Origin of the sequence: Streptomyces sp. NPDC088400, from assembly GCF_044753355.1 — a bacterium.
Classification (GTDB): domain Bacteria; phylum Actinomycetota; class Actinomycetes; order Streptomycetales; family Streptomycetaceae; genus Streptomyces.
Genome location: NZ_JBIVMZ010000010.1, coordinates 298,262 through 322,107 on the forward strand (window position 1 = coordinate 298,262; position 23,846 = coordinate 322,107).

The 23,846-nt window shown below is 69.1% G+C and carries 25 protein-coding genes; 16 read left to right on the top strand and 9 right to left on the bottom strand.

The annotated features are described in order from the left end of the window. Positions 1–97 precede the first annotated feature (97 nt). The 3 genes from fabG (at position 98) to ACIQD6_RS25445 (ending at position 2,177) form a co-directional block, all read left to right on the top strand. Positions 98–817, top strand: a complete 720-nt coding sequence (gene fabG / locus ACIQD6_RS25435; RefSeq protein WP_401886115.1) for a 3-oxoacyl-[acyl-carrier-protein] reductase — start codon at positions 98–100, stop codon at positions 815–817. Positions 818–822: 5 nt separating this feature from the next. Continuing rightward, a complete protein-coding gene (fabI, locus tag ACIQD6_RS25440) occupies positions 823–1,593 on the top strand; it encodes an enoyl-ACP reductase FabI (RefSeq protein WP_401886117.1) in 771 nt (256 codons plus the stop codon). 176 nt (positions 1,594–1,769) lie between these two features. Then, positions 1,770–2,177, top strand: a complete 408-nt coding sequence (locus ACIQD6_RS25445; RefSeq protein ID WP_401886118.1) for a hypothetical protein — start codon at positions 1,770–1,772, stop codon at positions 2,175–2,177. A gap of 126 nt (positions 2,178–2,303) precedes the next feature. On the opposite strand, the gene ACIQD6_RS25450 is transcribed toward ACIQD6_RS25445, so the two are convergent. Then, positions 2,304–2,978 carry a FadR/GntR family transcriptional regulator gene (locus ACIQD6_RS25450; RefSeq protein ID WP_401886120.1) on the bottom strand — a complete coding sequence of 225 codons (675 nt, stop codon included), beginning with the start codon at positions 2,976–2,978 and terminating at the stop codon, positions 2,304–2,306. Positions 2,979–3,065: 87 nt separating this feature from the next. Here ACIQD6_RS25450 and ACIQD6_RS25455 point away from each other — a divergent pair, with 87 nt between their 5' ends. The 4 genes from ACIQD6_RS25455 (at position 3,066) to ACIQD6_RS25470 (ending at position 5,766) form a co-directional block, all read left to right on the top strand. Continuing rightward, entirely contained in the window at positions 3,066–4,493 is a 1,428-nt protein-coding gene (locus ACIQD6_RS25455) for a CynX/NimT family MFS transporter (protein ID WP_401886121.1), read from the top strand. A gap of 4 nt (positions 4,494–4,497) precedes the next feature. After that, on the top strand, positions 4,498–4,614 hold the full coding sequence (locus ACIQD6_RS25460; RefSeq protein WP_401886122.1) for an SGM_5486 family transporter-associated protein: 117 nt from the start codon (positions 4,498–4,500) through the stop codon (positions 4,612–4,614). A gap of 332 nt (positions 4,615–4,946) precedes the next feature. Further along, entirely contained in the window at positions 4,947–5,156 is a 210-nt protein-coding gene (locus tag ACIQD6_RS25465) for a hypothetical protein (protein WP_401886125.1), read from the top strand. A gap of 91 nt (positions 5,157–5,247) precedes the next feature. After that, positions 5,248–5,766, top strand: a complete 519-nt coding sequence (locus tag ACIQD6_RS25470; protein WP_401886127.1) for a SixA phosphatase family protein — start codon at positions 5,248–5,250, stop codon at positions 5,764–5,766. A 136-nt stretch (positions 5,767–5,902) separates the two neighbouring features. On the opposite strand, the gene serB is transcribed toward ACIQD6_RS25470, so the two are convergent. Beyond that, positions 5,903–7,135, bottom strand: coding sequence for a phosphoserine phosphatase SerB (serB, locus tag ACIQD6_RS25475; protein WP_401886128.1), 1,233 nt, complete (start codon positions 7,133–7,135; stop codon positions 5,903–5,905). Positions 7,136–7,804: 669 nt separating this feature from the next. Between serB and ACIQD6_RS25480 the strand changes: the two genes are divergently transcribed. Then, positions 7,805–10,459, top strand: coding sequence for an FHA domain-containing protein (locus tag ACIQD6_RS25480; RefSeq protein ID WP_401886130.1), 2,655 nt, complete (start codon positions 7,805–7,807; stop codon positions 10,457–10,459). Between the two features lie 236 nt (positions 10,460–10,695). Here the strand turns inward: ACIQD6_RS25480 and ACIQD6_RS25485 are convergent, their stop codons facing one another. The 3 genes from ACIQD6_RS25485 to ACIQD6_RS25495 all read right to left on the bottom strand — a co-directional run bounded on the left by ACIQD6_RS25485 (position 10,696) and on the right by ACIQD6_RS25495 (position 13,701). Then, on the bottom strand, positions 10,696–11,466 hold the full coding sequence (locus tag ACIQD6_RS25485) for a transglycosylase SLT domain-containing protein (RefSeq protein WP_401886133.1): 771 nt from the start codon (positions 11,464–11,466) through the stop codon (positions 10,696–10,698). A 391-nt stretch (positions 11,467–11,857) separates the two neighbouring features. Then, positions 11,858–12,928: an S-adenosylmethionine:tRNA ribosyltransferase-isomerase gene (locus ACIQD6_RS25490; RefSeq protein WP_401886190.1), complete on the bottom strand. Its 1,071-nt coding sequence runs from the start codon at positions 12,926–12,928 to the stop codon at positions 11,858–11,860. 74 nt (positions 12,929–13,002) lie between these two features. Then, positions 13,003–13,701 (bottom strand): SDR family NAD(P)-dependent oxidoreductase, encoded by a 699-nt coding sequence (locus ACIQD6_RS25495; RefSeq protein ID WP_401886135.1) that lies wholly within the window; start codon positions 13,699–13,701, stop codon positions 13,003–13,005. 183 nt (positions 13,702–13,884) lie between these two features. Here ACIQD6_RS25495 and ACIQD6_RS25500 point away from each other — a divergent pair, with 183 nt between their 5' ends. From ACIQD6_RS25500 to ACIQD6_RS25510, 3 genes are all read left to right on the top strand, one after another. Further along, positions 13,885–15,030 (top strand): GAF domain-containing sensor histidine kinase, encoded by a 1,146-nt coding sequence (locus tag ACIQD6_RS25500; RefSeq protein ID WP_401886138.1) that lies wholly within the window; start codon positions 13,885–13,887, stop codon positions 15,028–15,030. Beyond that, positions 15,023–15,697: a response regulator gene (locus ACIQD6_RS25505; protein WP_401886140.1), complete on the top strand. Its 675-nt coding sequence runs from the start codon at positions 15,023–15,025 to the stop codon at positions 15,695–15,697. The genes ACIQD6_RS25500 and ACIQD6_RS25505 overlap by 8 nt, the downstream gene beginning before the upstream one ends. Positions 15,698–15,842: 145 nt before the next feature. Then, positions 15,843–16,091: a chaplin gene (locus ACIQD6_RS25510; RefSeq protein ID WP_401886142.1), complete on the top strand. Its 249-nt coding sequence runs from the start codon at positions 15,843–15,845 to the stop codon at positions 16,089–16,091. 418 nt (positions 16,092–16,509) lie between these two features. Here ACIQD6_RS25510 and ACIQD6_RS25515 read toward each other — a convergent pair whose 3' ends face one another. Then, on the bottom strand, positions 16,510–17,292 hold the full coding sequence (locus tag ACIQD6_RS25515; protein WP_401886144.1) for a hypothetical protein: 783 nt from the start codon (positions 17,290–17,292) through the stop codon (positions 16,510–16,512). Between the two features lie 136 nt (positions 17,293–17,428). On the opposite strand from ACIQD6_RS25515, the gene ACIQD6_RS25520 reads away from it, so the two are divergent. The 4 genes from ACIQD6_RS25520 to ACIQD6_RS25535 all read left to right on the top strand — a co-directional run bounded on the left by ACIQD6_RS25520 (position 17,429) and on the right by ACIQD6_RS25535 (position 20,558). Next, positions 17,429–18,220: an ABC transporter ATP-binding protein gene (locus tag ACIQD6_RS25520; RefSeq protein WP_401886146.1), complete on the top strand. Its 792-nt coding sequence runs from the start codon at positions 17,429–17,431 to the stop codon at positions 18,218–18,220. A 50-nt stretch (positions 18,221–18,270) separates the two neighbouring features. Beyond that, complete coding sequence (locus tag ACIQD6_RS25525) at positions 18,271–18,699, top strand: NfeD family protein (protein WP_401886148.1); 429 nt, start codon at positions 18,271–18,273, stop codon at positions 18,697–18,699. Between the two features lie 90 nt (positions 18,700–18,789). Further along, positions 18,790–19,719 carry an SPFH domain-containing protein gene (locus ACIQD6_RS25530; protein WP_401886149.1) on the top strand — a complete coding sequence of 310 codons (930 nt, stop codon included), beginning with the start codon at positions 18,790–18,792 and terminating at the stop codon, positions 19,717–19,719. A 62-nt stretch (positions 19,720–19,781) separates the two neighbouring features. Then, on the top strand, positions 19,782–20,558 hold the full coding sequence (locus ACIQD6_RS25535) for a sulfite exporter TauE/SafE family protein (RefSeq protein ID WP_401886152.1): 777 nt from the start codon (positions 19,782–19,784) through the stop codon (positions 20,556–20,558). Between the two features lie 91 nt (positions 20,559–20,649). On the opposite strand, the gene ACIQD6_RS25540 is transcribed toward ACIQD6_RS25535, so the two are convergent. From ACIQD6_RS25540 to ACIQD6_RS25550, 3 genes are all read right to left on the bottom strand, one after another. Next, a complete protein-coding gene (locus tag ACIQD6_RS25540) occupies positions 20,650–21,192 on the bottom strand; it encodes an HNH endonuclease (protein ID WP_401886153.1) in 543 nt (180 codons plus the stop codon). 153 nt (positions 21,193–21,345) lie between these two features. Next, positions 21,346–21,885: a YbhB/YbcL family Raf kinase inhibitor-like protein gene (locus ACIQD6_RS25545; protein ID WP_401886156.1), complete on the bottom strand. Its 540-nt coding sequence runs from the start codon at positions 21,883–21,885 to the stop codon at positions 21,346–21,348. A 56-nt stretch (positions 21,886–21,941) separates the two neighbouring features. Then, positions 21,942–22,724, bottom strand: coding sequence for a sporulation protein (locus ACIQD6_RS25550; protein ID WP_401886158.1), 783 nt, complete (start codon positions 22,722–22,724; stop codon positions 21,942–21,944). A 109-nt stretch (positions 22,725–22,833) separates the two neighbouring features. Here ACIQD6_RS25550 and ACIQD6_RS25555 point away from each other — a divergent pair, with 109 nt between their 5' ends. Beyond that, the gene (locus ACIQD6_RS25555) at positions 22,834–23,475 is read left to right on the top strand and encodes a DNA-3-methyladenine glycosylase (RefSeq protein WP_401886160.1); all 642 of its coding nucleotides are present in this window, start codon (positions 22,834–22,836) and stop codon (positions 23,473–23,475) included. Positions 23,476–23,846: the final 371 nt, after the last annotated feature.

The window sequence follows — 23,846 nt, forward strand, 5'->3', positions numbered from 1 at the left end:
TGACCGTACCGAGGTGCTGTCAGGGGGCGATTCCCTGAGAAGGGGCCGGTGGCGGTAGGTTTTCGAGGAACCAGACCGCTAGGGAAAGGCTGATCCGTTGAGCCGCTCGGTTCTCGTCACCGGAGGAAACCGGGGCATCGGCCTCGCCATCGCCCGTGCCTTCGCCGACAACGGCGACAAGGTCGCCATCACATACCGTTCCGGCGAACCGCCGGAGGAGCTGACGAAGCTGGGCTGCCTGGCGGTCCGCTGCGACATCACCGACAGCGAGCAGGTGGAGCAGGCCTACAAGGAGATTGAGGAGAAGCAGGGGCCCGTGGAGGTGCTGGTGGCCAACGCCGGTATCACCAAGGACCAGCTGCTGATGCGGATGTCCGAGGATGACTTCATCTCCGTCCTCGACACCAACCTCACCGGCACCTTCCGGGTCGTCAAGCGCGCCAACCGCGCCATGCTGCGTGCCAAGAAGGGCCGCGTCGTCCTCCTCTCCTCGGTGGTGGGGCTGCTCGGCTCGGCGGGGCAGGCGAATTACGCCGCCTCCAAGGCCGGTCTGGTCGGTTTCGCCCGCTCCCTCGCCCGCGAACTGGGCTCGCGCAACATCACCTTCAATGTCGTCGCGCCCGGCTTCGTCGACACCGACATGACGAAGGTGCTCACCGAGGAGCAGCGCGCGGGCATCGTCTCGCAGGTGCCGCTCGGCCGTTATGCGACGCCGGAGGAGATCGCCGCGACCGTGCGGTTCCTCGCCTCCGACGACGCCTCGTACATCACTGGAGCCGTCATTCCCGTTGACGGCGGATTGGGCATGGGTCACTGACCGACATGAGTGGAATCCTCGCCGGCAAGCGCATTCTCGTGACGGGGGTCCTCACCGAGGGCTCCATCGCCTTCCATGCCGCCAAGGTGGCGCAGGAGGAGGGCGCCGAGGTCATCCTCACCGGCTTCGGCCGGCTCACCCTCGTCGAGCGCATCGCCAAGCGACTGCCCAAGCCCGCCCCGGTCATCGAGCTGGACGTCACCAACCAGGAGCACCTGGACGGCCTGGCCGACAAGATCCGTGAGCACCAGGGGGAGGGCGCCGGGCTCGACGGTGTCGTGCACTCGATCGCCTTCGGCCCGCAGGGCGCCTTCAACTTCCTGGAGGGCACCTGGGAGGACGTCGGCACGGCGGTGCACGTCTCGGCGTACTCGCTGAAGTCGCTGACGACGGCCTGCCTGCCGCTGATGCCGCGCGGCGGCTCGGTCGTCGGCCTCACCTTCGACGCGCAGGTCGCCTGGCCGAAGTACGACTGGATGGGTGTCGCCAAGGCGGCCCTGGAGTCCACCAGCCGCTACCTCGCCCGTGACCTGGGTGCGAAGAACGTCCGCTGCAACCTGGTGTCGGCCGGTCCGATCAAGTCGATGGCCGCCAAGTCCATCCCGGGCTTCGAAGAGCTCGCGGACGTGTGGAACCACCGCGCGCCGATCGGCTGGGACCTGTCCGACCCGGAGCCGGCCGGCCGGGGCGTCGTCGGTCTGCTGTCGGACTTCTTCCCGAAGACGACCGGCGAGATCGTCCACGTCGACGGTGGCGTGCACATGATGGGCGCCTGACCGCCCGTACGTACGCAGGCACGTGATCCCGGAAGCCGCGCGACCGTCGAGAAGACGGCGCGCGGCTTCCGCGTTCCACGGGATCGGGAGCGGGCCTCGATTCGAAAAGAACGGCGATCCACCGCAGACTTTGCGTATCGGGTCATTTCGGTCGGTCGCGGGCAGGAGGTGTGCGTGTGCGCCCGCTGTCCGGACGTGCCGCGGCCCTCGTCGGAGCCGTACTGATCACGACAGGGCTCGCCGTCACCTCGGAGCTGTGCGCCGCACCCGGTCCCGCGGCCCTGGCCGACCCTCCCACCCTGGTCGGATCGACGCGGGCGAGGGTGGGCGCGTCACCGCCCGCGGCCCGCCCCCACGCCTCGTGCCGTACGCGGATCGAGGGCTCGCACGCCACCGCGTCCTGCCACAACCCGTATCCGGAGACCGACCGGCTCCGGCTGCACATCGAGTGTGAGCGCTGGTGGGACATCGACGAGGACGGTGCCCCGGCGGACGTACCGCCTACGGGATACGTGGAGCTCGCCGGCCGTTGCTGGAAGGGGATACGCGCAGCGTGGGTCACCCATGAGCGGGTCGATCAATAAGAGCGTCAAGCGCGCTGCGGGCTTTGCCGGAGACCTTTGAGCGTCCGTCGAGCCGTTGGGTGTCCGTCCAGCCTCGGGTGTCCGCTCGCTCCGGAGACTCCGGGACTCGCTCGCCGCTGGTTTGCCTCAGGCCCGTTCCGCAAGGCAGTTGAGGGCGTGACTCGCGGCCTCGGTGCCCGCGGTGTCCACATCGCCCGCCCGGATCGCCGCCACCAGCCGCGCGTGGTCCATATGGTTCTCGGGGCGCAACTCCCGCCCCACGTCGTCGCGGAGCGTTTCGCGCAGCAGGTGGCCCAGGTCCGCGTACAGCTCGATCATTACGTCGTTGTGCGAGGCCGAGACGACCGCCATGTGCAGGGTCGCGTCGGCCGTGACGAACCGTTCGGCGTCGCCCGCCTCCCAGGCCTCCTCGCGCCGGGCGAGGAGGGTCTCCAGCTGCCGCAGGTCCCGCTCCGTACGCCGCTCGGCCGCCAGCCGGGCGGCCGAGGACTCCAGCGTGGAGCGCAGCTCGGCGACATGCCGCGGATCCGCGCCGGCGAATCTGCGGTGCATCACCCCGGCCAGTTCGCTCGTCGCGACGACATACGTCCCCGAACCCTGCCGGATGTCCAGGAGCCCGTTGTGGGCGAGCGCGCGAACCGCCTCCCTGACGGTGTTACGGGCCACGCCCAGCTGCTCGACCAGCTCGGGCTCGGTGGGGATACGTGAGCCCACCGGCCATTCGCCGGACGTGATCTGGTTCCGCAGCTCGGTGATCACCTGGTCGGAGAGCGCGGAACGCCGGGGAGAGGTCAGCGCCATGGTGTTCCAAGTCTGTCGGGGGCCATGCCTGTGTCAGGCCGAAAGAGGATTGGACAGCCAATCATCCCATGATTCTATGATGTCCCCATGCCCGACGAGCCGCAGATACCGATCCCGACCCACACTCACACCCAGGCCTACGCCCAGACCCAGACCCGGGCCCGGACCCTGAGCCAGCCCGGGACGGCATCCGCGTCCGTCTCCGGCGCCACCGATTCCGGCTACTCCTCCGACTCCCTCGATTCCGCCGGGCCGCGTACGTCGGTCTGGCTCACGCGGCTGCTCGTCGTCGGACTGGTCCTCGCCGCCCTGAACCTCCGCCCCGCCATCACCAGCCTCGGCTCGCTGCTCGAAGAGGTACGGGTCGGGCTGCACATGAGCGGCAGCGTCGCGGGTGTCCTCACCTCCGTACCGCCCTTCTGTTTCGCGCTCTTCGGCTTCACCGCGCCCCGCCTGGCCCGGCGCTTCGGCCCCGGCGCGGTCGTCTGCGCGGGCATGATCGCCATTACGACGGGCCTGCTGATCCGGCCCTTCGCGAACGGTACGGTCGGCTTCCTCGCGGCGAGCGCGTTCGCACTCATGGGGATCGCCGTCAGCAACGTGCTGATGCCGGTGATCGTCAAGCGCTACTTCCCCGACCGCGTCGGCACCATGACAGGTCTGTACTCGATGGGCCTCGCGCTCGGCACCGCTTCCGCCGCCGCTGTGACCGTGCCCATGACCGAGGCGCTGGGCGGCAGTTGGCGGATGGGGCTCGGCGTCTGGGCTGTGCTTGCGGCGGTCGCCGTGCTGCCGTGGCTGGGGCTGGTACGTGACCGAAGCGCGACGTCCGCGGTTGGTGCCGGTTCTGGTGCCGGTGCCATGTCCGCGTCGGGTTCGGGTTCGGGTTCTGTGTCGGGCCCGGCCCTGCGCACGGCCTCGGGGCTCCGGCTTGAGCGCAGCCGTACCGCTTGGGCGCTCGCCTGCTTCTTCGGCCTTCAGGCCACCGGCGCGTACATCACGATGGGCTGGATGCCGCAGATCTTCCGCGACGCGGGCGTCCCGGCGGGCACAGCGGGTCTGCTGCTTGCCGTGATCATGGTGATGGGCGTGCCACTGGCCTTCGTGATCCCGCGAACGGCCGCGCGCATGAAGAACCAGGGGTCCGTCGGCGTCGCCCTGGGGGCGTGCGGGCTGACCGCCTACGCGGGCCTCTATTTCGCCCCGGTCGGCGGGGCCTGGCTCTGGGCCGTGCTTCTGGGCATCTCGAACTGTGCCTTTCCGCTGGCCCTCACCATGATCGGTATGCGGTCCAGGACCGGGGCGGGTGTCGTACGGCTCTCCGCGTTCGTCCAGTGCGTGGGCTATCTGATCTCGATCCCCGGGCCGTTGCTGGTGGGTGTGCTGTACCAGCACACCGGGGGCTGGGGGCTGCCGATCGCGCTGATGGCGGGGCTCCTCGTGCCGCAGATGGTGGCGGGGGCCGTGGCTGGGCGGGACCGGACGATCGAGGACGAAGCGCAGATGCGACACTGAGCGCATGCCAGTCCTTGACCCAAATCCTCAGAACGGCCAGCAGAAGCTGCTCCTCCTGTTCGGCACGATTATCGGCATCATGGTGATCATCGGCGTTATCGCGTCTGTCGTCTCGCCGTGAAGCCTTAGCACGGTGTCGCCGTCCGGCGGTGTGTGGTGTGTGGGGTGTCGGTGCCTGGACGTCCCGGCCCGGTCGTCCGCCGGCGAGTGAGCCGAAGGGGCGCGCCGCTGTCGTAAGGGAGAGCGCGCGCAGGCCCCGAGGAACGAGGGGGCGAGCACGGTCGACCGTCGACAGCGGCTCAAAGCGCCCCGGAGGCGAACCGAGCCCCAAAAAAAGTGGGCGTCCCTTAGGGGGCGGGGCTCAGGGTGAAGTGGGTGGGTTGCCGGATGGGATTCGGGGCTCATGATCCGTAGGTTTGAGGCATCGCGAATCCACCCACCCCGGAGGCGGCCATGTCGGCCCACACACACGGCCGGTCCCACTCCCAGGCATCCTCCGGTAGCGTCGAGATCCGGCTGCCGTGGTGGTCTGTCGCTCTGCCGGCGCTTGCTTTCGTTGTGCTGCTTGCGCTGATGGCGGACTCCGGCGGGGCACACGCCGCGGCGGGTGATCCCGTGGTCGGCCCTGTTCTGGAGCAGATCCGCCTGACCCTGGCGCGGTGATGCCGAGAGGGCGGTGAGACTGTTCACCCGTGCTGGGGCAGCACGCCAACACCCTGCGCCTGCTGGCGCGATTCATGCGAAGCTGGGATGCATGAGCGTCGATACACCGCGCAGGATCGTCCTACTCCGGCACGCGAAGGCCGACTGGCCCGATGTGCCCGACCATGATCGGCCGCTCGCTGAGCGGGGCCGCTCGGATGCCTCCGTGGCCGGCCGCAGGCTCGCCGATACCGGTATCGCCTTCGACCTGGCTCTCTGTTCCACTTCGGTCAGAACCCGTGAGACGTGGAAGCTGGCCGTGCACGAGTTGCCGACGCGTCCCAAGACCGTCTATGAGGACCGGCTCTACGACGCCACCCTCGGTGATCTTCTGGCGCTGATCAATGAGACCCCAGACGACGTGAATGATCTCCTTCTCGTCGGCCACAATCCCGGTACGCACGCGCTCGCCGATGCCCTTTCGGGTACGTCGGAGGGTGACACCATCGCTCGGATGACCCGTTCCGGATTCCCGACCTCGGCCTTCGCCGTGATCACCTTCACCACGTCCTGGAAGTCGGTGGAGCACGGGGCGGGCAGGCTGGTCGACTTCTGGACCCCGCACGACTGACCAGGCGCCGAAAGGCCGGTCACCAGCGCTGACCAGGCCTTCTGGTCCGCGTACGCACATACGTATATGAGAAGCCCCGGCACGGGCCCTTGGATTCAAGGACACGTGCCGGGGCTTTTCCGTAGTGGTCGGCCTGTCAGTCGTCCTGCCGGCCGTCTTCGCCGTCGGCCGCCTCGACCTCTTCGCGGGTGATCCCCAGGAGGTACAGCACGGTGTCCAGGAACGGGACGTTCACCGCTGTGTGGGCGGCCTGGCGGACCACCGGCTTGGCGTTGAAGGCCACGCCGAGGCCCGCCGCGTTCAGCATGTCCAGGTCGTTGGCGCCGTCGCCGATCGCGACGGTCTGTGCCAGCGGTACGCCCGCCTCGGTGGCGAACCGGCGCAGCAGCCGGGCCTTGCCCGCGCGGTCGACGATCTCGCCCACCACGCGCCCGGTGAGTTTCCCGTCCACGATCTCCAGCGTGTTGGCGGAGGCGAAGTCCAGTCCGAGCTGTTCCTGGAGAGCATCGGTGACCTGGGTGAATCCGCCGGAGACGACGCCGACTTGGTAGCCGAGCCGCTTGAGCGTACGGATCAGGGTGCGGGCCCCCGGTGTGAGCCGGACCTCGGCCCGTACCTTGTCCACCACCGACGCGTCGAGCCCGGCGAGCAGTGCCACCCGCGCGTGCAGGGACTCCTCGAAGTCCAGCTCCCCGAGCATGGCCCTGGCCGTCACCGCGGCGACCTCGGCCTCGCAGCCGGCGTGCGCCGCGAAGAGTTCGATGACCTCGTCCTGGATGAGGGTCGAGTCCACGTCCATGACGACCAGCCGCTGGGCCCGGCGGTGCAGTCCGGCCGAGACGACGGCGACATCCACCCCGATCTCGGAGCCTGCCGTGGCCAGTGCGGTGCGCAGCGGTTCGGTCTCCACGCCGGACACCGCGAACTCCACCGCGGTGACCGGGTATTTCGCCAGCCGGAAGATACGGTCGATGTTGCCGCCGGTCGAGGTGATGCTGGCCGCTATGGCCGCCGTCGACTCCGCGGTCAGTGGGTTGCCGAGCACGGTGACATGCGAACGGCCGCTGCCACGCGGCCGGTTGTCGCCCGTACCGGAGATGATCTCTGCCTGGAGGTTGAGCGACTCCGTCCAGCTGTGAACGGTCGCCCGTAGCTCGCCCGCGCTGGGGTCGGTGGCCGTCGGCGCGGTGATCAGTGCGCACAGGACGATCCGGCCACGGGTGACGACCTGCTCGATGTCGATCACATCGACGGAGTAGGCGGCGAGAGTGTCGAAGAGCCCGGCGGTGATGCCGGGGCGGTCCTTCCCGAAGATCTTGACGAGAAGGGTGGGGACGTCGGCGGTCCGAGGGGGCTGAGGTGCGCTCATGGTGGTTCCACCGTATCGGGCGCGGCTCGGAAAGCAGCCGCCCGTCCCGCTTGGCGGACACGTGTGACGAGGCGGGCCGGACGCCTCGTACACGGTGGGTGGCGGGCGCGCCCCGGTACGTGACCGGGGGCTCGGTCCGATCCCCTTCAGGTGGCCGGAAAGCGACGGTGGGCCGCCGCCTCGGTGCTGCGTGGGGGCCGGGTGGGACCAGCGGTGGACGGGTCATCGAAGGGCCTGGCCGAACCGTCCGGCCTCCGGGGCGCCGGAGCGGCCGCCGTCCCGATCGGTGCCCCGGCTCACCGTTGCCCCGGTGCCCGGCTCACCGTGGCTGTCGATGTCGGCGGTATGCCGATCCGGTGCCTGCGGCCACGTCCTCCGAAGGCTCTGTGTCCTCCGAAGGCTCTGTGCGACGGTGCCGATTCCCGTTGGTTTTGTCCCTCTTGTTGCTGTTCCTTGCCTTCGCACATGATCCGTGGTCACTCGTGCGCGGTTAATGCTCTCCGGGTGCCTTTCTCCCGCGTCAACAGCCCCTCCCCGGGGGCTGTTACGTGGTTGTACCCGTATCGCATGAGGCCCGACTTTCGAAGAGGGGCGTGGGCCTGAAATAGTTCCCCCCGATGTTCGCCATCCCTAGACTCCCTGTGACGGGGGAACTTCGGGGGACAATTAGTGGGGCATGGAGTGCCGGAACTCGTACTGGAATTGAACGGAAGGACCTGGACGCTCGATCCGTCCAGGTCATACACCCTGGGGCGTGATCCGCAGGGTGACCTGGTGGTCGATGACGCCAGGGTCTCGTGGCGTCACGCCACCATTAGTTGGGGGGGCCGTGGTTGGGTCATCGAGGACCACGGCAGCACCAACGGCACCTATGTGCGGGGCCAGCGCATCCATCAGATGGACATCGCCGCCGGCTCTGCCGTACATCTCGGAAATGCCACTGACGGGCCCCGGTTGAGTCTTGACGACGCCAACGGTGCCAAGGGAGGCGCCGGCAGCGCGTACAGCGCGCAGGGTGCGGCGTCCCAGCAGGCTCCGCAGCAGCAGAATTGGCAGCAGCAACCGCAGCACCAGGCGCCGCAGCACCAGCCCGCGCAGCAGCAAGCACCGCAGTATCAGCAGCAGGCACCCGCCCAGCAGCAGAACTGGCAGCAGTCCCAGCACCAGGCACCTCAGCAACAGGCACCTCAACACCAGACACCTCAGCAGCAGGTTCCCCAGCAGCACGCACCGCAGCACCAGGCACAGGTGCCGCACCAGCAGGGCACGGGCTCGGGCTCGGGCGGCGCCGCGGGGGCCCCGCCGGTGCACGGCGACCGCAGCCCGACCACCTTCCACCAGTTCTCGCTCGGCCGCGTGATGCGGATAGGCCGTGCGCTCGAGAACGAGCTGGTCGTATCCGACCTCCAGGTCTCGCGCCTGCACGCCGAGTTCACGGCGACGCCCGACGGCCGCTTCGAGATCCGTGACCTCGGATCCCACAACGGCACGTACGTCAACGGACAGCCGATCGCCAAGTCCGGCACCGTACTCCTCGGCCCGAACGACATCGTCGGCGTCGGCCACTCGACCTTCCGCCTCGTCGGCGACCGGCTCGAAGAGTTCGTCGACACCGGTGCGGTCTCCTTCTCCGCCCGCCACCTGACGGTGACGGTCGACGGCGGCAAGCAGATCCTCAAGGACGTCTCCTTCGGCCTCCCCGAGAAGTCGCTGGTCGCGGTCATCGGCCCGTCGGGCTCCGGCAAGTCCACCCTGCTCAAGGCGCTCACCGGCTACCGCCCCGCCGACCAGGGCGATGTCCTCTACGACAACCGGAATCTGTACAAGCAGTTCGCCGAGCTGCGCCAGCGCATCGGTCTGGTCCCGCAGGACGACATCCTGCACAAGGAGCTGACCGTCAGGAAGGCCCTCAAGTACGCCGCCAAGCTCCGCTTCCCCGGTGACACCGCCGAGGCCGAGCGCGAGGCGCGTATCGACGAGGTGCTGCGCGAGCTGAAGCTCGACATCCACAAGGGCAAGAAGATCACCTCGCTCTCCGGTGGTCAGCGCAAGCGCGTGTCCGTGGCCCTGGAGCTGCTCACCAAGCCGTCGCTGATCTTCCTGGACGAGCCGACCTCCGGCCTCGACCCGGGCATGGACCGCGATGTCATGCAGCTGCTGCGCGGCCTCGCCGACGACGGCCGTACGGTCCTGGTCGTCACCCACTCCGTGGCCGAGCTGGCCATCTGCGACAAGCTGCTCGTGATGGCCCCCGGCGGTTCCGTCGCGTACTTCGGCCCGCCGGAGGAGGCGCTCAACTTCTTCGGCTACAGCACCTGGGCGGACGTCTTCTCGGCGTTCGAGAACTACCGCGACTACGACTGGGCGGGCCGCTGGCGCGGTTCGCAGCACTACCAGATGTACGCCGCCGACATCGACGCCGTCGCCGTCCAGTCCGCCCCTGTGCCGCCGCCGCAGCAGATGCGCCCGCCGAAGGCGCAGAGCTGGGGTTCCCAGCTCTGGACACTGATGCGTCGCTACACATCGGTGATCGCGTCCGACAAGGGCTTCATGGGGCTGATGGTGATCCTGCCGGCCGTCCTCGGCGTGGTCAGTCTCGTCATCCCGGCCGAATTCGGCCTCGGGCCGCCCGATCCGCCGGTCAAGTTCAACGGCAAGGCCGGCACGATCATGCTGATCATCGCGGTCGGCATGTGCTTCTCGGGTGCGGCCAACTCCGTACGTGAGCTGATCAAGGAACGGGTGATCTACGAACGGGAACGGGCCACCGGTCTGTCCCGCTCCGCGTATCTGATGTCCAAGGTCATCGTGCTCGGTGTGATCACGGCAATCCAGGGCGTCATCATCTGCGGCATCGGCTTCGCCAACCGTGCGATGCCGGCGGAGGGGCTGCTCATGCCCCCGGCCGTCGAGATCTGCCTGGTCGTGATCGCCCTCGGCTTCACCTCGATGATGGTCGGCCTGGTCATCTCCTCGCTGGTGAAGACGGCCGAGAAGACGATGCCGCTGCTGGTCATGTTCGCGATCGTCCAGGTCGTCTTCACCGGCGTCCTCTTCCAGCTGTACGGCTCGCCGGGCCTGGAGCAGTTCGCCTGGCTGATGCCCTCTCGCTGGGCCATCGCGGGCGCGGGCTCGACCCTCGACCTCCAGACGCTGATGCCGCCGTGGGACCCGCAGAAGCCCACCGACGTGGACGGTCTGTGGGAGCACTCGGTGGGCCAGTGGGGCATCAACATCACGATCCTGCTGGTGATGGGCGCCCTCTGCGGTGTCGCGGTGTCGCGTCTGCTGCGCCGCCACGAGCCCGAGGTCATGCGCAAGTAGCGGTCCGCCCGTACGCCCGCACCCGCGGGCGTACGTACCACGCACATACGCCGGAGGGCGGCACCCCCAAGCAGGGGGTGCCGCCCTCCGGCGTTGTCACGCGTCGGTACGCCTCGTCGCGCACGGGCGACGCGTCAGTGTGTGCTCAGCGGGACAGCCGGACAGCCGGACAGCGGGACGCTGGTCCTGCCGTCGGTCCTGCCGTCGGTCCGTCCGGTCGTCCGGGTGGGGACGACTCAGTACGCGCTGTTGACGTTGTCCATCGAGCCGTACTTGTCAGCGGCGTAGTTGGCCGCGGCCACGATGTTGGAGACCGGGTTCCAGATGTTGTTCGGCGTTCCGGAGACGTGGTACGCCTTGAACGTCGGGGGGATGACCTGGAGCAGGCCCTTCGACGGGATGCCGTTCTGGGCGTTGATGTCCCAGTTGTTGATCGCCGACGGGTTGCCGGACGACTCGCGGAGGATGTTCCGGTGCAGACCCTCGTACGAGCCGGGGATGTCCTTGGCCTTCATGATGGCCAGCGACTCACGGATCCAGCCGTCCAGGTTGTTGGCGTAGACCGGCTTGCGCTCGACGGAGCGGCTGGCGGTCGTCGCCTTGCTGCCCCGCTTCTCGGCGGCCTTGGCCTTGGCCTTCGCGGCCGCCTTGGCCTTCGCTTCAGCCTTCGCCTTGGCGGCGGCCTTGGCCTTGGCGGCTGCTTCGGCCTTGTCCTTGTCCGCTGCCTTCACCGCGGCGGCGTGAGCCTTGGCGGAGCTGTCGGCAGTGGTGTGCTGCTTGGCGATGATCGCGTGCACGGCCGAGGCCTGAGCGCTGTCCGAAGTCGACTTCCAGGCGACCTGCGAAGCGGCGACGGGCTGCTGCTTGGGCTCAGCGTCGGCGGTGGCGTTGCCACCGGGGACGAGCGAGAACGTGAGGGCCGCGACACCGGCGGCGGCTATGCCGGCGGCCGAAGCCTTCTGGGTCTTGTTCAGGCGACTGAGACCAGGGGTGCGTGACGAGAACATAGAGACGTACCTCTTCGAATAGCGGAAGTCGCGGAGGCCGGGCGGCCAGCCAACTCGGCGGCGACGAATGCAATTCTTAGCGGCAGCAAAAACGCCTGGCAAAGGTGTGACGTACGACCTCGGATAGTGGAACCAGTCGCTGTAATAGCGCCCTGTCGACCCCTTACGCCGTGCTCACACCCGGGTTTCTTATCGACTAGCGAACTTCGTAAGTGATCCACGTCCTATGTGCGGGCTCACATCGGGGGCATAACAACTTGACCATGCGTTGCTTCAGCAATGCGAAACGTGAGCGATTTCCCCGGATAGCCCGTCCCTGGGCTCCACGGGCACCCACCCGGAGGCTCCTGGAGCCCTTGAAAGAGGCCCCCGGAGCCTCCGGGGGCCTCTTTCAAGGGCTCTCGCCGGGGAGAAGCAGATGGACATCCCCGAATTCGTGCCAGAGATAGCGCCGCCGCAGCGCCTCCCGGTACCCCCGCTCCAGCGCCTCCCGCCCGGCGATCGCCGCCAGCATCAGCAGATGCGAGGCCTCGGGCTCGTGCAGCCCGGTCAGCAGGCCGTCCACGGCCCGTACCCGGCGGCGGGGCGTCAGCACCAGATCCGTCCACCCCGAGGCCGCCCGCACCACCCCGTCCGGTCCCGCCGCCGACTCCAGGGCCCGTACCGCCGTCGTGCCGACCGCGACTACCTTGCCGCCGCCCGCCGCAGCCGCGTTCACCAGCCGGGCCGTCGCCTCCGACACCTCGAAGCGCTCCGGATACGGCGGCTCGTACGCCTCCACCGACGCCACCCCCGTATGCAGCGTGAGCGGCGCGAACCACACGCCCCGGCTCACCAGCTCCGCGATCAGACCCGAGGTGAAGGGCCGGCCGGCGCTCGGCATCTCCGCCGAGCCCGAGCCGTCGGGGGAGGGGAGCGCGAACACCGTCTGGTACGCGGACAGCGGCTGGTCCCGTTCCGTGTACCCGTAGCGGATGGGCCGGCCGTAGCGGTGCATCAGCGCCGGCACATCGGCGTACGAGACCGTCGCCCACCACAGCCGTGCCTTCCCGGAGGTCAGCGGCTCCTCCAGGACGAGCCGCTCCCCGCCCGGCAGCCGTACGATCGCCCCCACCGGGCCCCCGGCCCGGGGCAGGGTGGTCCCCGCACCGGCCCGCACGTCCGGAACCCGCAGCTCCACCGCCCACCGGCCGTCGTCGCCGCGCGTCGAGAAGTGCACGACGACCCGCTCGCCGCCCAGACGGCCGTTGACCGCGGCCGGGAGCGTGGCCGACGTATTGACGACCAGTACGTCCCCGGCCCGCAGCTGCCCCGGCAGCTCACGGAAGGCGTGGTGGGTGACCCGCGTCCCCCGGGACACCAGCAGCCGTACGTCATCCCTGCCCGCCCCGCGCTGCTCCGCCGGGACCCGCGCCGACAGTTCCGCGGGCACCCGCAGCCCTTCCAGCACGCTCGACACCATCCTCGTACCGCCCGGCCCCGCTCCCTGGTCTCCGGGGCCCGTAGTGGCCTCCGGACACCGGGCGGCCGTCTTCCTCACTCGGTCACCTCCAGCAACGAGGGGGCCGCGTACCGTCCGCTCGGCGGGCGCCGCTCCAGCAGCCGCAGGAAGCCCGGCACCACCGACTCCGGCTCCGGACGCGGATCGGTGTCGTCCGGCACGGCGGCCGCGTACAGGTCCGTCCCCATGTCACCCGGGTCCACCGCCCACACCCGCAGCCCCGGCTCCTCCACCGCGAGCACGGCGGCGAGCTGGTCCAGCGCGGCCTTGGACGCCCCGTACCCGCCCCAGGTCCCGTACGCCTCGGCCGCCGCGTCGGAACTGACCGTGATCACCGTGCCCGCCGCGCTCGCCCGCAGCAGCGGCAGCGCCTCCCGTACGAGCCCGAGCGCCGCCACCACATTGGTCTCCAGCGCCGCTCGCAGCCCGTCGAGTGGCAGCGCGTCCAGTCGTACGAGCGGCTCCGCGCCCAGCGCGGAGGCGTTGCTCACCACCAGATCGAGCGCACCCAGCTCCGCCGCCGCGGCCACCAGCTCCGTCCGGTGCCCGGCGTCCGTGATGTCCCCGGCGAGCGCCACCACACGAGTCCCGTACGCCCCCGCCTCCGCGGCCGTCTCCTTCAGTACGCGCGCGGTCCTGGCGTCCAGCACCAGATCCCAGCCGCGCCGGGCGAGCGCCGACGCCAGCGCGCGCCCCAGTCCCTTCGAAGCCCCCGTGATGATCGCCACCGGCATGACGTCCACTCCCTCTTACGCCGACGTGCCCCACCTGACGCACCCAACGTAGGAACCCGCCACCCTCCGCCGCCTCGTCCGCGGGCCCCGTCCCACCAGGGCATTTCGGCCTAGGCCAACAGCCCCGGCCGGGTGCGTCTCCGGTCCGATACGACGTGTCCCGCCCGCCGGTACGGTGAGGCCATGAGCCACCGACCGAGCTCCGGCCTGGCAGCCGTGAGCACCGCACTTCTCGCGATGAGCAGGCATCTGGAGGTGCGTGACGTCCTCAAGACGATCGTCGCCTCGGCCCGCGAACTGCTCGACGCCGAGTACGCGGCGCTCGGCGTCCCGGACGATCACGGCGGCTTCGCCCAGTTCGTCGTGGACGGCGTCAGCGACGAACAGTGGAAGGCCATCGGCCCGCTGCCGCGCCAGCACGGCATCCTCGCCGCGATGCTCCACGACGAGAAGGCCGAGCGCCTCGCCGACGTACGCGAGGACCCCCGCTTCGAGGGCTGGCCCGCCGCGCACCCCGACATGTCGGACTTCCTGGGCCTGCCGGTCAGGGACGGCGACGAAACCCTCGGCGCGCTCTTCCTCGCCAACAAACGCTGCCCCAAGCCGGACGGCGGCTGCGGATTCACCGAGGAGGACGAGGAACTCCTCTCGATCCTCGCCCAGCACGCCGCGATCGCCCTCACCAACGCCCGCCTGTACGAACGCAGCCGCGAACTCACCATCGCCGAGGAACGCTCGCGCCTCGCCCACGAACTGCACGACGCCGTCAGCCAGAAGCTCTTCTCGCTACGGCTGACGGCCCAGGCGGCGGCCGCCCTGGTGGACCGCGACCCCGACCGCGCCAAGGACGAACTCCAGCAGGTCGCCGCGCTCGCCGCCGAGGCGACCGAGGAACTGGGCGCCGCCGTCGTCGAGTTGCGCCCCGCCGCCCTCGACGAGGACGGCCTGGTCCACACGCTCCGTACCCAGATCAGGGTGCTCGACCGTGCGCATTCCGCCCGGGTCACCTTCGAGAGCCGTGCGGTACGGGCCCTTCCGGCGGCCCAGGAGGAGGCACTCCTGCGCGTGGCCCAGGAAGCCCTGCACAACGCGCTGCGTCACTCCGGCGCCGACCGGGTCGATGTCGTCCTCGCCCGCCGGGGCCAGGGCGCGGCCCTCACGGTCACCGACAACGGCAAGGGCTTCGAACCCCGGACGGTCCGCCGGGCGGGCCGCCACCTCGGCCTGGTCTCGATGCGCGACCGGGCGAGCGGGGTGGGCGGCAGACTCCGGGTGCGATCGGCCCCCGGACAAGGCACCACGATCGAGATGGAGGTGCCCGGTGGCTGAACAGGACAGGGGCAGCGCAAGGCCGGACGGGCGAGCCATCCACGTACTGCTGGTGGACGACCACCAGGTGGTCCGGCGCGGACTCCGTACCTTCCTGGAGATCCAGGACGACATCAAGGTCGTCGGCGAGGCGTCCGACGGCGCCGAGGGAGTCGCCCGCGCCGAGGAACTGCGCCCCGACGTCGTCCTGATGGACATCAAGATGCCCGGCATGGACGGCATCGAGGCGCTGCGCAAACTCCGGGACCTCGACAATCCGGCCAGGGTCCTCATCGTCACGAGCTTCACCGAACAGCGCACCGTGGTCCCCGCGTTGCGCGCCGGAGCCTCCGGCTACGTCTACAAGGACGTCGATCCCGAGGCCCTGGCCGGTGCCATCCGCTCCGTCCACGCGGGCCATGTGCTCCTCCAGCCGGAGGTCGCGGGCGCGCTGCTGGCCCAGGACGAGCCCAACAGCGGCCAGGGGAGGGGCACTTCACTCACCGACCGGGAGCGCGAGGTACTCGGCCTGATCGCCGACGGACGCTCCAACCGGGAGATCGCCCGCGCCCTGGTGCTTTCCGAGAAGACCGTGAAGACGCATGTATCGAACATTCTGATGAAGCTGGATCTCTCGGACCGCACACAAGCAGCACTGTGGGCCGTCCGACATGGGCTTACGGACTAATGGGGCGGTTGTCCTTCAGTCCGAGATTCATACCGTCGTGTGTATGTCACCCACACGGCGCATCCTGATCGCTGGTCGGGCGTTCTTCATGGCGTGCGTCGGCGAATTGTCGTCACACGTGATGATCGCGATTAAGGAATATCCCATGAAGGTTGCCAAGAAGGCCGCTCTGGTTCTCGTCACCGCCGGTCTCGCCGCGGGTGCCTCCGCCGGTGCCGCTTTCGCCACCGACGGCGGCGCCCACGCCAACGGCTCTGCGCAGCACAGCCCGGGCGTCGGCTCCGGCAACGCGGTTCAGGTCCCGGTCGCCGTCCCGGTCAATGTGACCGGCAACACGGTGACCGTGATCGGCCTGCTGAACCCGGCGTTCGGCAACCACTCCGTGAACCACTGACCCACGGGCCCCACTCCCTCCAGGGGGTGGGGCACCACCCCAACCCCACCCGCTACCCCCACCGGGCCGGAGAGCCCACCCCAGCCCCCACCCCAACCCCACAACAGAGCCGGGGCGGCACCCCATCCACCCCGCCCCCCAAGGGCGCGCAGTCGGGCGACGGGCGGGAGGGGGACGGGTGCGCAGGAGGTGATGTGTCCGGACGTAGAGCGTGATTTGTGCCGCTTACGGACCGGCACCCGAAGAACAAGCCCGCACGTGGCGTAAATCATGCAGTCCGGACATGCGCCTCCGGAGCCCCCGGCCCCCGCACCACCCGCACACCGCACCCGCCCCGCACCCCCGCCGGACGGCGCCCCGCACCCGCACCCCGCCGGGACCCGCCCCGCCAACCGGCGCCCCGCCGGACGGCGACACCTCACCCCCGCTCCCGCTCCTCCACATACGCGTTGTACGACGCCACCTGCGCCCGCCGGGCGAACCGCTCCACCGGCCGCAACGCCTCCCCCCGCGCCGCCATCTCCGACGCGCTCACCGCACCCCCGTGCCCGTGCTCGTACGCCAGCGAGACCAGCAGCCCGATCCGCTGCGCGAGTTCGAGCACCCGCACCGCCCGCGGCGGATAGCCCGGAGCCAGTACCTCGCGCCCCCGCTCGGACCGTGCCCGGTACGCGTCCAGCGCGGCCTCGGCCATCGGCCCGGACGCGGCCACATCCAGCCGGGAGAGCAGGTCGGTCGCCTCCCGCAGCGCCTCGGCCAGCTCCCGCTCCGCTTCCCCGAGGGACGGCACGTCCACCGGTGGTGCGTCCCGTACGGGCAGGCAGTGCCAGACGACCTCGACGTGCTGGTCCCCGTCGGGGCCCACCGAGGTCACCGCGGGTACGAGCCCGTACGGCGCCCCCGTGGCGATCACCGCCTCCTCCGCCTCCAGCGCGCGTGCGTTGAACTCGGGCGGTCCGCTCAGCCCGAGCGGATGCCCCGGCGCGGGCAGCGCGATCCGGAACCCGGTCACTCCGAGCGCCCGCAACCGCCCCAGCGCCAGCGTGAGCCCGACGGGGCCGGCCTCGCCGGGCAGGCCTTCCACCCGGTGCACGGCATCGTCGCCGACCACGGCGAGCATGGCATCGTCCGGCGATACAAACCCGGCCAACAGGGCGTTTCCCCAAGCGGCCAGCAGTCCTGAGCGTGGTTGCGAAAGCATGGACCCAGCCTAAGGAACCCGGGGTATCGGACCTCACAGCCGGTCGGCCCGACCGGTGGCGTAGGTTTTCCCTGGGGGCCGCGCCTACCGGCGCATCCGAAACCTCAAGACGATTGCATGGGGAGACAACGCGCTCATGAGCGATGTACTGGAGCTGGTGGACGTATCCGTGGTCCGCGACGGACGTGCTCTGGTGGACGATGTCTCGTGGTCGGTCAAGGAGGGGGAGCGCTGGGTGATCCTCGGCCCCAACGGCGCCGGCAAGACCACTCTCCTCAATCTCGCGTCCAGCTATCTCTTCCCGACCACCGGCACGGTGAAGATCCTCGACGAGCGCCTCGGCAAGGTCGACGTCTTCGACCTCCGTCCCCGGATCGGCATCGCGGGCATCGCCATGGCCGAGAAGCTGCCCAAGCGCCAGACAGTCCTCCAGACCGTGCTCACCGCCGCGTACGGCATGACCGCGTCATGGAACGAGGACTACGACGAGGTCGACGAGCAGCGCGCCCGCGCCTTTCTCGACCGGCTCGGCATGACCGAATTCCTGGACCGCAGGTTCGGCACGCTCTCCGAGGGCGAGCGCAAGCGCACCTTGATCGCCCGCGCGATGATGACCGACCCCGAGCTGCTGCTCCTGGACGAGCCCGCGGCCGGCCTGGACCTCGGCGGGCGCGAGGACCTCGTACGCCGTCTCGGCCGCCTGGCCCGCGACCCGTACGCCCCCTCCATGATCATGGTCACGCACCATGTCGAGGAGATCGCGCCGGGCTTCACCCATGTCCTCATGATTCGCCAGGGCAAGGTGCTCGCCGCCGGTCCCGTGGAGACGGAGCTCTCCTCCCGCAACCTCTCGCGCTGCTTCGGACTCCCGCTCGTCGTCGAACGCACGGGCGACCGCTGGACCGCGCAGGGACTGCCGCTCAGCTGACTGGTTATCACCCCTGTCCCGAGAGGGACCCCCGGACCTACCATGACCATGTGGAAATCGACGCATGGGTGTGGTGGCTGATCGGCGCCGTCGGACTGGGCATTCCGCTCGTCATCACGGCGATGCCCGAATTCGGCATGTTCGCGGTAGGTGCCGTCGCCGGTGCCGTCGTCGCGGCGCTGGGCGGCGGAGTGGTGGCCCAAGTGCTGGTGTTCGTCGTGGTGTCCGTCGCGCTCATCGCGGTCGTACGCCCGCTGGCGGCCCGGCAGCGGGGCGCGAGCCCCGGATCGGCCACCGGGATCGACGCCCTGAGGGGCCGTCAGGCCGAGGTCCTGGAGCGGGTGGACGGCAGAGGTGGCCGAATCAAGCTCGCCGGTGAGGTCTGGTCGGCGCGCTCCTACGACGACCAAGCGACGTTCGAACCAGGCCAACAGGTCGATGTGGTCGAAATCGACGGTGCGACAGCCGTCGTGATGTGAGCCAACCCACCTGAACGGTCGCCACGTACGTCCCCCGTCTGAGAAACTCGATCATCGGAACATCCGGCAGCGAAGGGCCCGAGGAACGCGATGCCATCAATCATCATCGTCCTGGTCATCCTGGTGGTGCTTGTATTCATCGCCTTGATCAAGACGATCCAGGTCATCCCGCAGGCAAGCGCCGCCATCGTCGAGCGGTTCGGCCGCTACACACGCACACTCAACGCGGGACTGAACATCGTCGTTCCGTTCATAGACTCGATCCGCAACCGGATCGACCTCCGTGAACAGGTCGTCCCCTTCCCGCCCCAACCGGTGATCACCCAGGACAACCTGGTCGTCAACATCGACACCGTCATCTACTACCAGGTGACCGACGCCCGCGCGGCGACGTACGAGGTCGCCAGCTACATCCAGGCGATCGAACAGCTCACCGTCACCACCCTGCGCAACATCATCGGTGGCATGGACCTGGAGCGGACCCTCACCTCCCGTGAGGAGATCAACGCGGCCCTGCGCGGCGTCCTCGACGAGGCCACCGGCAAGTGGGGCATCCGCGTCAACCGCGTCGAGCTGAAGGCCATCGAGCCGCCGACCTCCATCCAGGACTCGATGGAGAAGCAGATGCGCGCCGACCGTGACAAGCGCGCCGCGATCCTCACCGCGGAAGGTATCCGCCAGTCCCAGATCCTCACCGCGGAGGGCGAGAAGCAGTCCGCGATCCTCCGCGCCGAGGGCGAGTCCAAGGCGGCCGCCCTGCGCGCCGAGGGCGAGGCCCAGGCGATCCGTACGGTCTTCGAGTCGATCCACGCGGGCGACCCCGACCAGAAGCTCCTCTCGTACCAGTACCTCCAGATGCTCCCCAAGATCGCCGAGGGAGACGCCAACAAGCTCTGGATCGTGCCCAGCGAGATCGGCGACGCCCTCAAGGGACTCAGCGGAGCATTCGGCAACCTCGGGGGCGGCGTGCCCGGCTTCGACACCGCCAAGGAACGCCCCCAGAACACCCCGCTGGACTGATCGGACCTGCCCCTCGTGCATGATCGGTGCGACCGGCACCGATCACCGAGGGGCAGTACACCGTGACCATCTGGGAGATGCTCGCCGTTTTCGTCGCGGGCATCAGCGCCGGCACCATCAACACCATCGTCGGTTCCGGCACGCTGATCACCTTCCCCGTCCTGCTGGCGACCGGTCTCCCGCCGGTCACCGCGACCGTCTCCAACGCCCTTGGCCTGATACCGGGTTCGATCAGCGGAGCCATCGGCTACCGCGCCGAACTCACCGGCCAGCGCCGCCGCATCCTGATCCTGAGCGGCGCGGCACTCATCGGCGGACTCAGCGGCGCCACGCTGCTCCTCCTGCTGCCCTCGACGGCCTTCGAGACGATCGTGCCCGTCCTGGTCACGCTCGCCCTCGTCCTGGTGATCCTCCAGCCTCGGCTCGCCAGGACCGTCCAGGCCCGCCGCGAACGGAAGGGCACTCAAGCCAGCCCCAACGGCGGCCCGTTCCTGTTCGCCGGACTCCTGCTCGCCAGTGTGTACGGCGGCTACTTCACGGCGGCCCAGGGCATCATCTATCTCTCCCTGATGGGCATGCTGCTCGACGACAGCCTGCAGCGCCTCAACGCCGTCAAGAACGTCCTCGCCGCCGTCGTCAACAGCGTCGCCGCGCTCTTCTTCCTCTTCGTCGCGGAGTTCGACTGGACGGCGGTCGTGCTCATCGCCGTGGGCTCGGCCCTGGGCGGCCAGCTCGGCGCCAAGGTCGGCCGCCGGCTGCCACCGGTGGCACTGCGCGTCCTGGTGGTGGCCGTCGGCGTGGTCGCCATCGTCCAACTGCTGATCCGCCGGTACGGATAGGACGCGGCCGGTACGGGTAGAAGTCCCCTCCCGTACGACAACGGCGACCGGTGGGTACGGGAGAACGCGGCGGACAGGGCCTGCGCGTGGTCTACGCGGCCGGCTGGGCGGCGGGGAGCCCGGCGACCGCGCCTGCGACCCCGGCCAGCCACAGCGGCAGCTCCGAGCGCTCACCCGCCCGCAGCGAAAGCAACATCGCCTCGGCAGGGGACGGCACGAACGGCTGGTACAGCAGGGGCATTCCCGCCTGCTCCGGCGTACGGTCGGCCTTCCGATGGTTGTCCTCGGCGCAGGAAGCGACCGTATTCAGCCAGCTGTCCGCACCTCCCCGGGACCGCGGCACCACGTGGTCCACCGTCGTCGCGCGTCTGCCGCAGTAGGCGCACCGGTGTTGGTCCCGTATCAGAACCCCTCGCCTCGACCACGGAGCCTGTCTTCGGAAGGGCACCCGGACAAACCGGCAGAGCCTGATCACCCGGGGCACCGGAAGCTCCACCGCGGCGGCACGCACGCGCAGGGCTGGGTGGGCCTGTTCGACGACGGCCTTGTCCTGGAGCACCAGCACCACCGCACGGTTGAGTGTCACCGTCGACAGCGGCTCGAAGCTCGCATTCAGTACCAGCGTGTCCCGCATCCCGCCCACCTCCCGTGTGCCGGCCCAGCCCCGTCGACGGGGCCCTTGGGCTCGGATCAACTCTGGCCGGGCACGCCACGAGGGACAACACAATAAAAAATGCCCTGCCCTGATCTCTCCAAGACCAGGGCAGGGCAAACAACAGGCAAACGGTCAGCTCCCGGCAGGAGCCGCGTACTCCCCGACGAGCTGCGCACGCGCCAGCGTGTGAAACCGCAGATTGAACCCGACGAAAGCGGGCGAGCCGTCGCTGTCGGGCCCCAGCTTCTCGCTGTCCACCGCGTACACCGTGAATACGTAACGATGCGCCGGATCTCCGGGAGGCGGCGCCGCACCACCGAAGTCCTTCGACCCGTAGTCGTTACGCGCCTGTACGGCGCCCTCGGGCAGCCCCTCGAACACACCGCTGCCCGCACCCACCGGAAGCTCGGTGACCGACGCCGGAATGTCGAAGACCACCCAGTGCCAGAACCCGCTGCCGGTCGGCGCGTCAGGATCGAAGCACGTCACGGCGAAGCTCTTGGTCTCCGCCGGGAAACCTTCCCACCGCAGCTGCGGCGAGGTGTTCCCGGCGGCATGGACCTGGGCGTCCTTCAGCACCGCCCCGGGCGAGACGTCGTCGCTCACCACGGTGAACGACGGCACCTGCGGATGGAAGTCATGAGGGAGGGGAGCCCTCTTCGCCTCGGTCACGTCTGAACCTCCGAATCGGCTGTCCTGCCTTGCGGAATCGAGCCTAGCCCCCGGCTCTAGAGCCAATTGCGACGGCCACCGACCTCGGCGAGCCACTGATTGAGATAGGCGGACCAGTCGGTGCCCTGGAAGTCGTTGAGCCCCACCTGGAAGGCCCTGAACGAGTCGCTGCCCTCGCTGAACAGCCCCGGCTTCTTGTCCATCTCCAGGATGACGTCCATCTCGCGGTCGTCCGCGACGAAGGTCAGCTCGACCTGGTTCAGCCCGCGGTACTGCTGCGGCGCGAAGAACTCGATCTCCTGGTAGAACGGCAGCCGCTGCCGCGTCCCGCGGATGTGGCCACGCTCCATGTCGGCGCTCTTGAAGCGGAAGCCCAGCTGGATGAAGGCGTCGAGGATCGCCTGCTGCGCCGGCAGCGGGTGGACGTTGATCGGGTCCAGGTCACCGGAGTCCAGCGCCCGTGCGATCGCCAGCTCCGTGGTCACCCCGATGTTCATCCCGCGCAGCTGCTGCCCGTCGATGGTCGTGATCGGGGTCTCCCACGGGATCTCCAGACCGAACGGGACCACATGGACGGCCCCGGCCTGCACCTCGAAGGCCCCACCGATGTTCTCTTTGGTGAACTCGATGTTCTGCTTGCTCTCCTGGTCGCCGCCCTCGACCTCGACCCGCGCCTGGAGGCCGATGCTGAGCCCCTCGATCCGCTGGTTCACGGAGCCGCCCTGGAGCCGCACCTCACCCTGGACGACCCCGCCGGGGACGACGTTCGACTCGGTCAACTCCGTCTCGACGGACGCGCCCCCGGCACCCATGCTCGCGAGCAGCTTCTTGAAGCCCATATTCACTCCTTCTAGGTCCTGACCTCTACATACGCGCCATGGCGGTGGTCGGTTCCCGGTCCCGGGCATCCGATCCCCGGTTTCCGGTTCCCCAGTACGCTCGTACGCCATGACCGAGAGCTCCGACCGTATGCCGCTGCCGCGGGACTTCTTCGACCGCCCTGTCCTGGAGGTCGCGCCCGACCTCCTGGGCCGAACGCTGGTGCGCAGTACGGAAGCCGGGCTCATCGAACTCCGGCTCACGGAAGTAGAGGCATACGCGGGCGAGATCGACCCGGGCTCGCACGCCTTCCGCGGCCGCACGGCCCGCAACGCGGTGATGTTCGGTCCGCCCGGTCACGCGTACGTCTACTTCACCTACGGGATGTGGCACTGCCTCAACCTGGTGTGCGGCCCCGAAGGCATGGCGAGCGGGGTCCTGCTGCGGGCCGGCGAGATCCGTACCGGCGCCGAACTGACCCGGAAACGTCGACTCTCGGCCCGCCACGACAGGGAATTGGCCAAAGGCCCGGCCCGCCTGGCCACCGCCCTTGATGTCGACCGAGCCCTCAACGGCACGGACGTGTGCGCCGGCCCCGGCGCTCCCCTGTCGGTACTGAAGGGCAGCCCGATCACGGCTGACCAGGTCCGCAGCGGTCCCCGTACGGGAGTGGGCGGTGACGGGGCCGGCCACCCCTGGCGCTTCTGGATCGGCGGAGACCCTTCGGTCAGCCCCTACCGCGCCCATGCACCGCGCAAACGCCGAACTTGACTCGCTCATGCGGCTCCCCCTAACGTAGCCCGAGCCGCACTTCACGGGTCCTGCTGTTCAGCAGCCCCCGGAGCGGCCATCCACTACTTACGATCACTCCCCAACGGGTATGTACTTTCGGCGTGCCGAAATACAGGCTCAATGGCTCGATTATGAGCCGGACCGGGATTCGGTTAAAGTAGTGAACAGCCGAAAGGCAAAAGGCCAATCCAAAGGCCACCGGAATTCTTGAGGCAGACAGTAGCGCCGAGTGAATCTGGTAGAGTCGGAACCGCTGGAAAGGGAAACGCGAAAGCGAAGAACTGGAAAGCGAACCCCGCTCCGACGGGGAATCGGACACGAAAGAGTCTGATAGAGTCGGAAACGCAAGA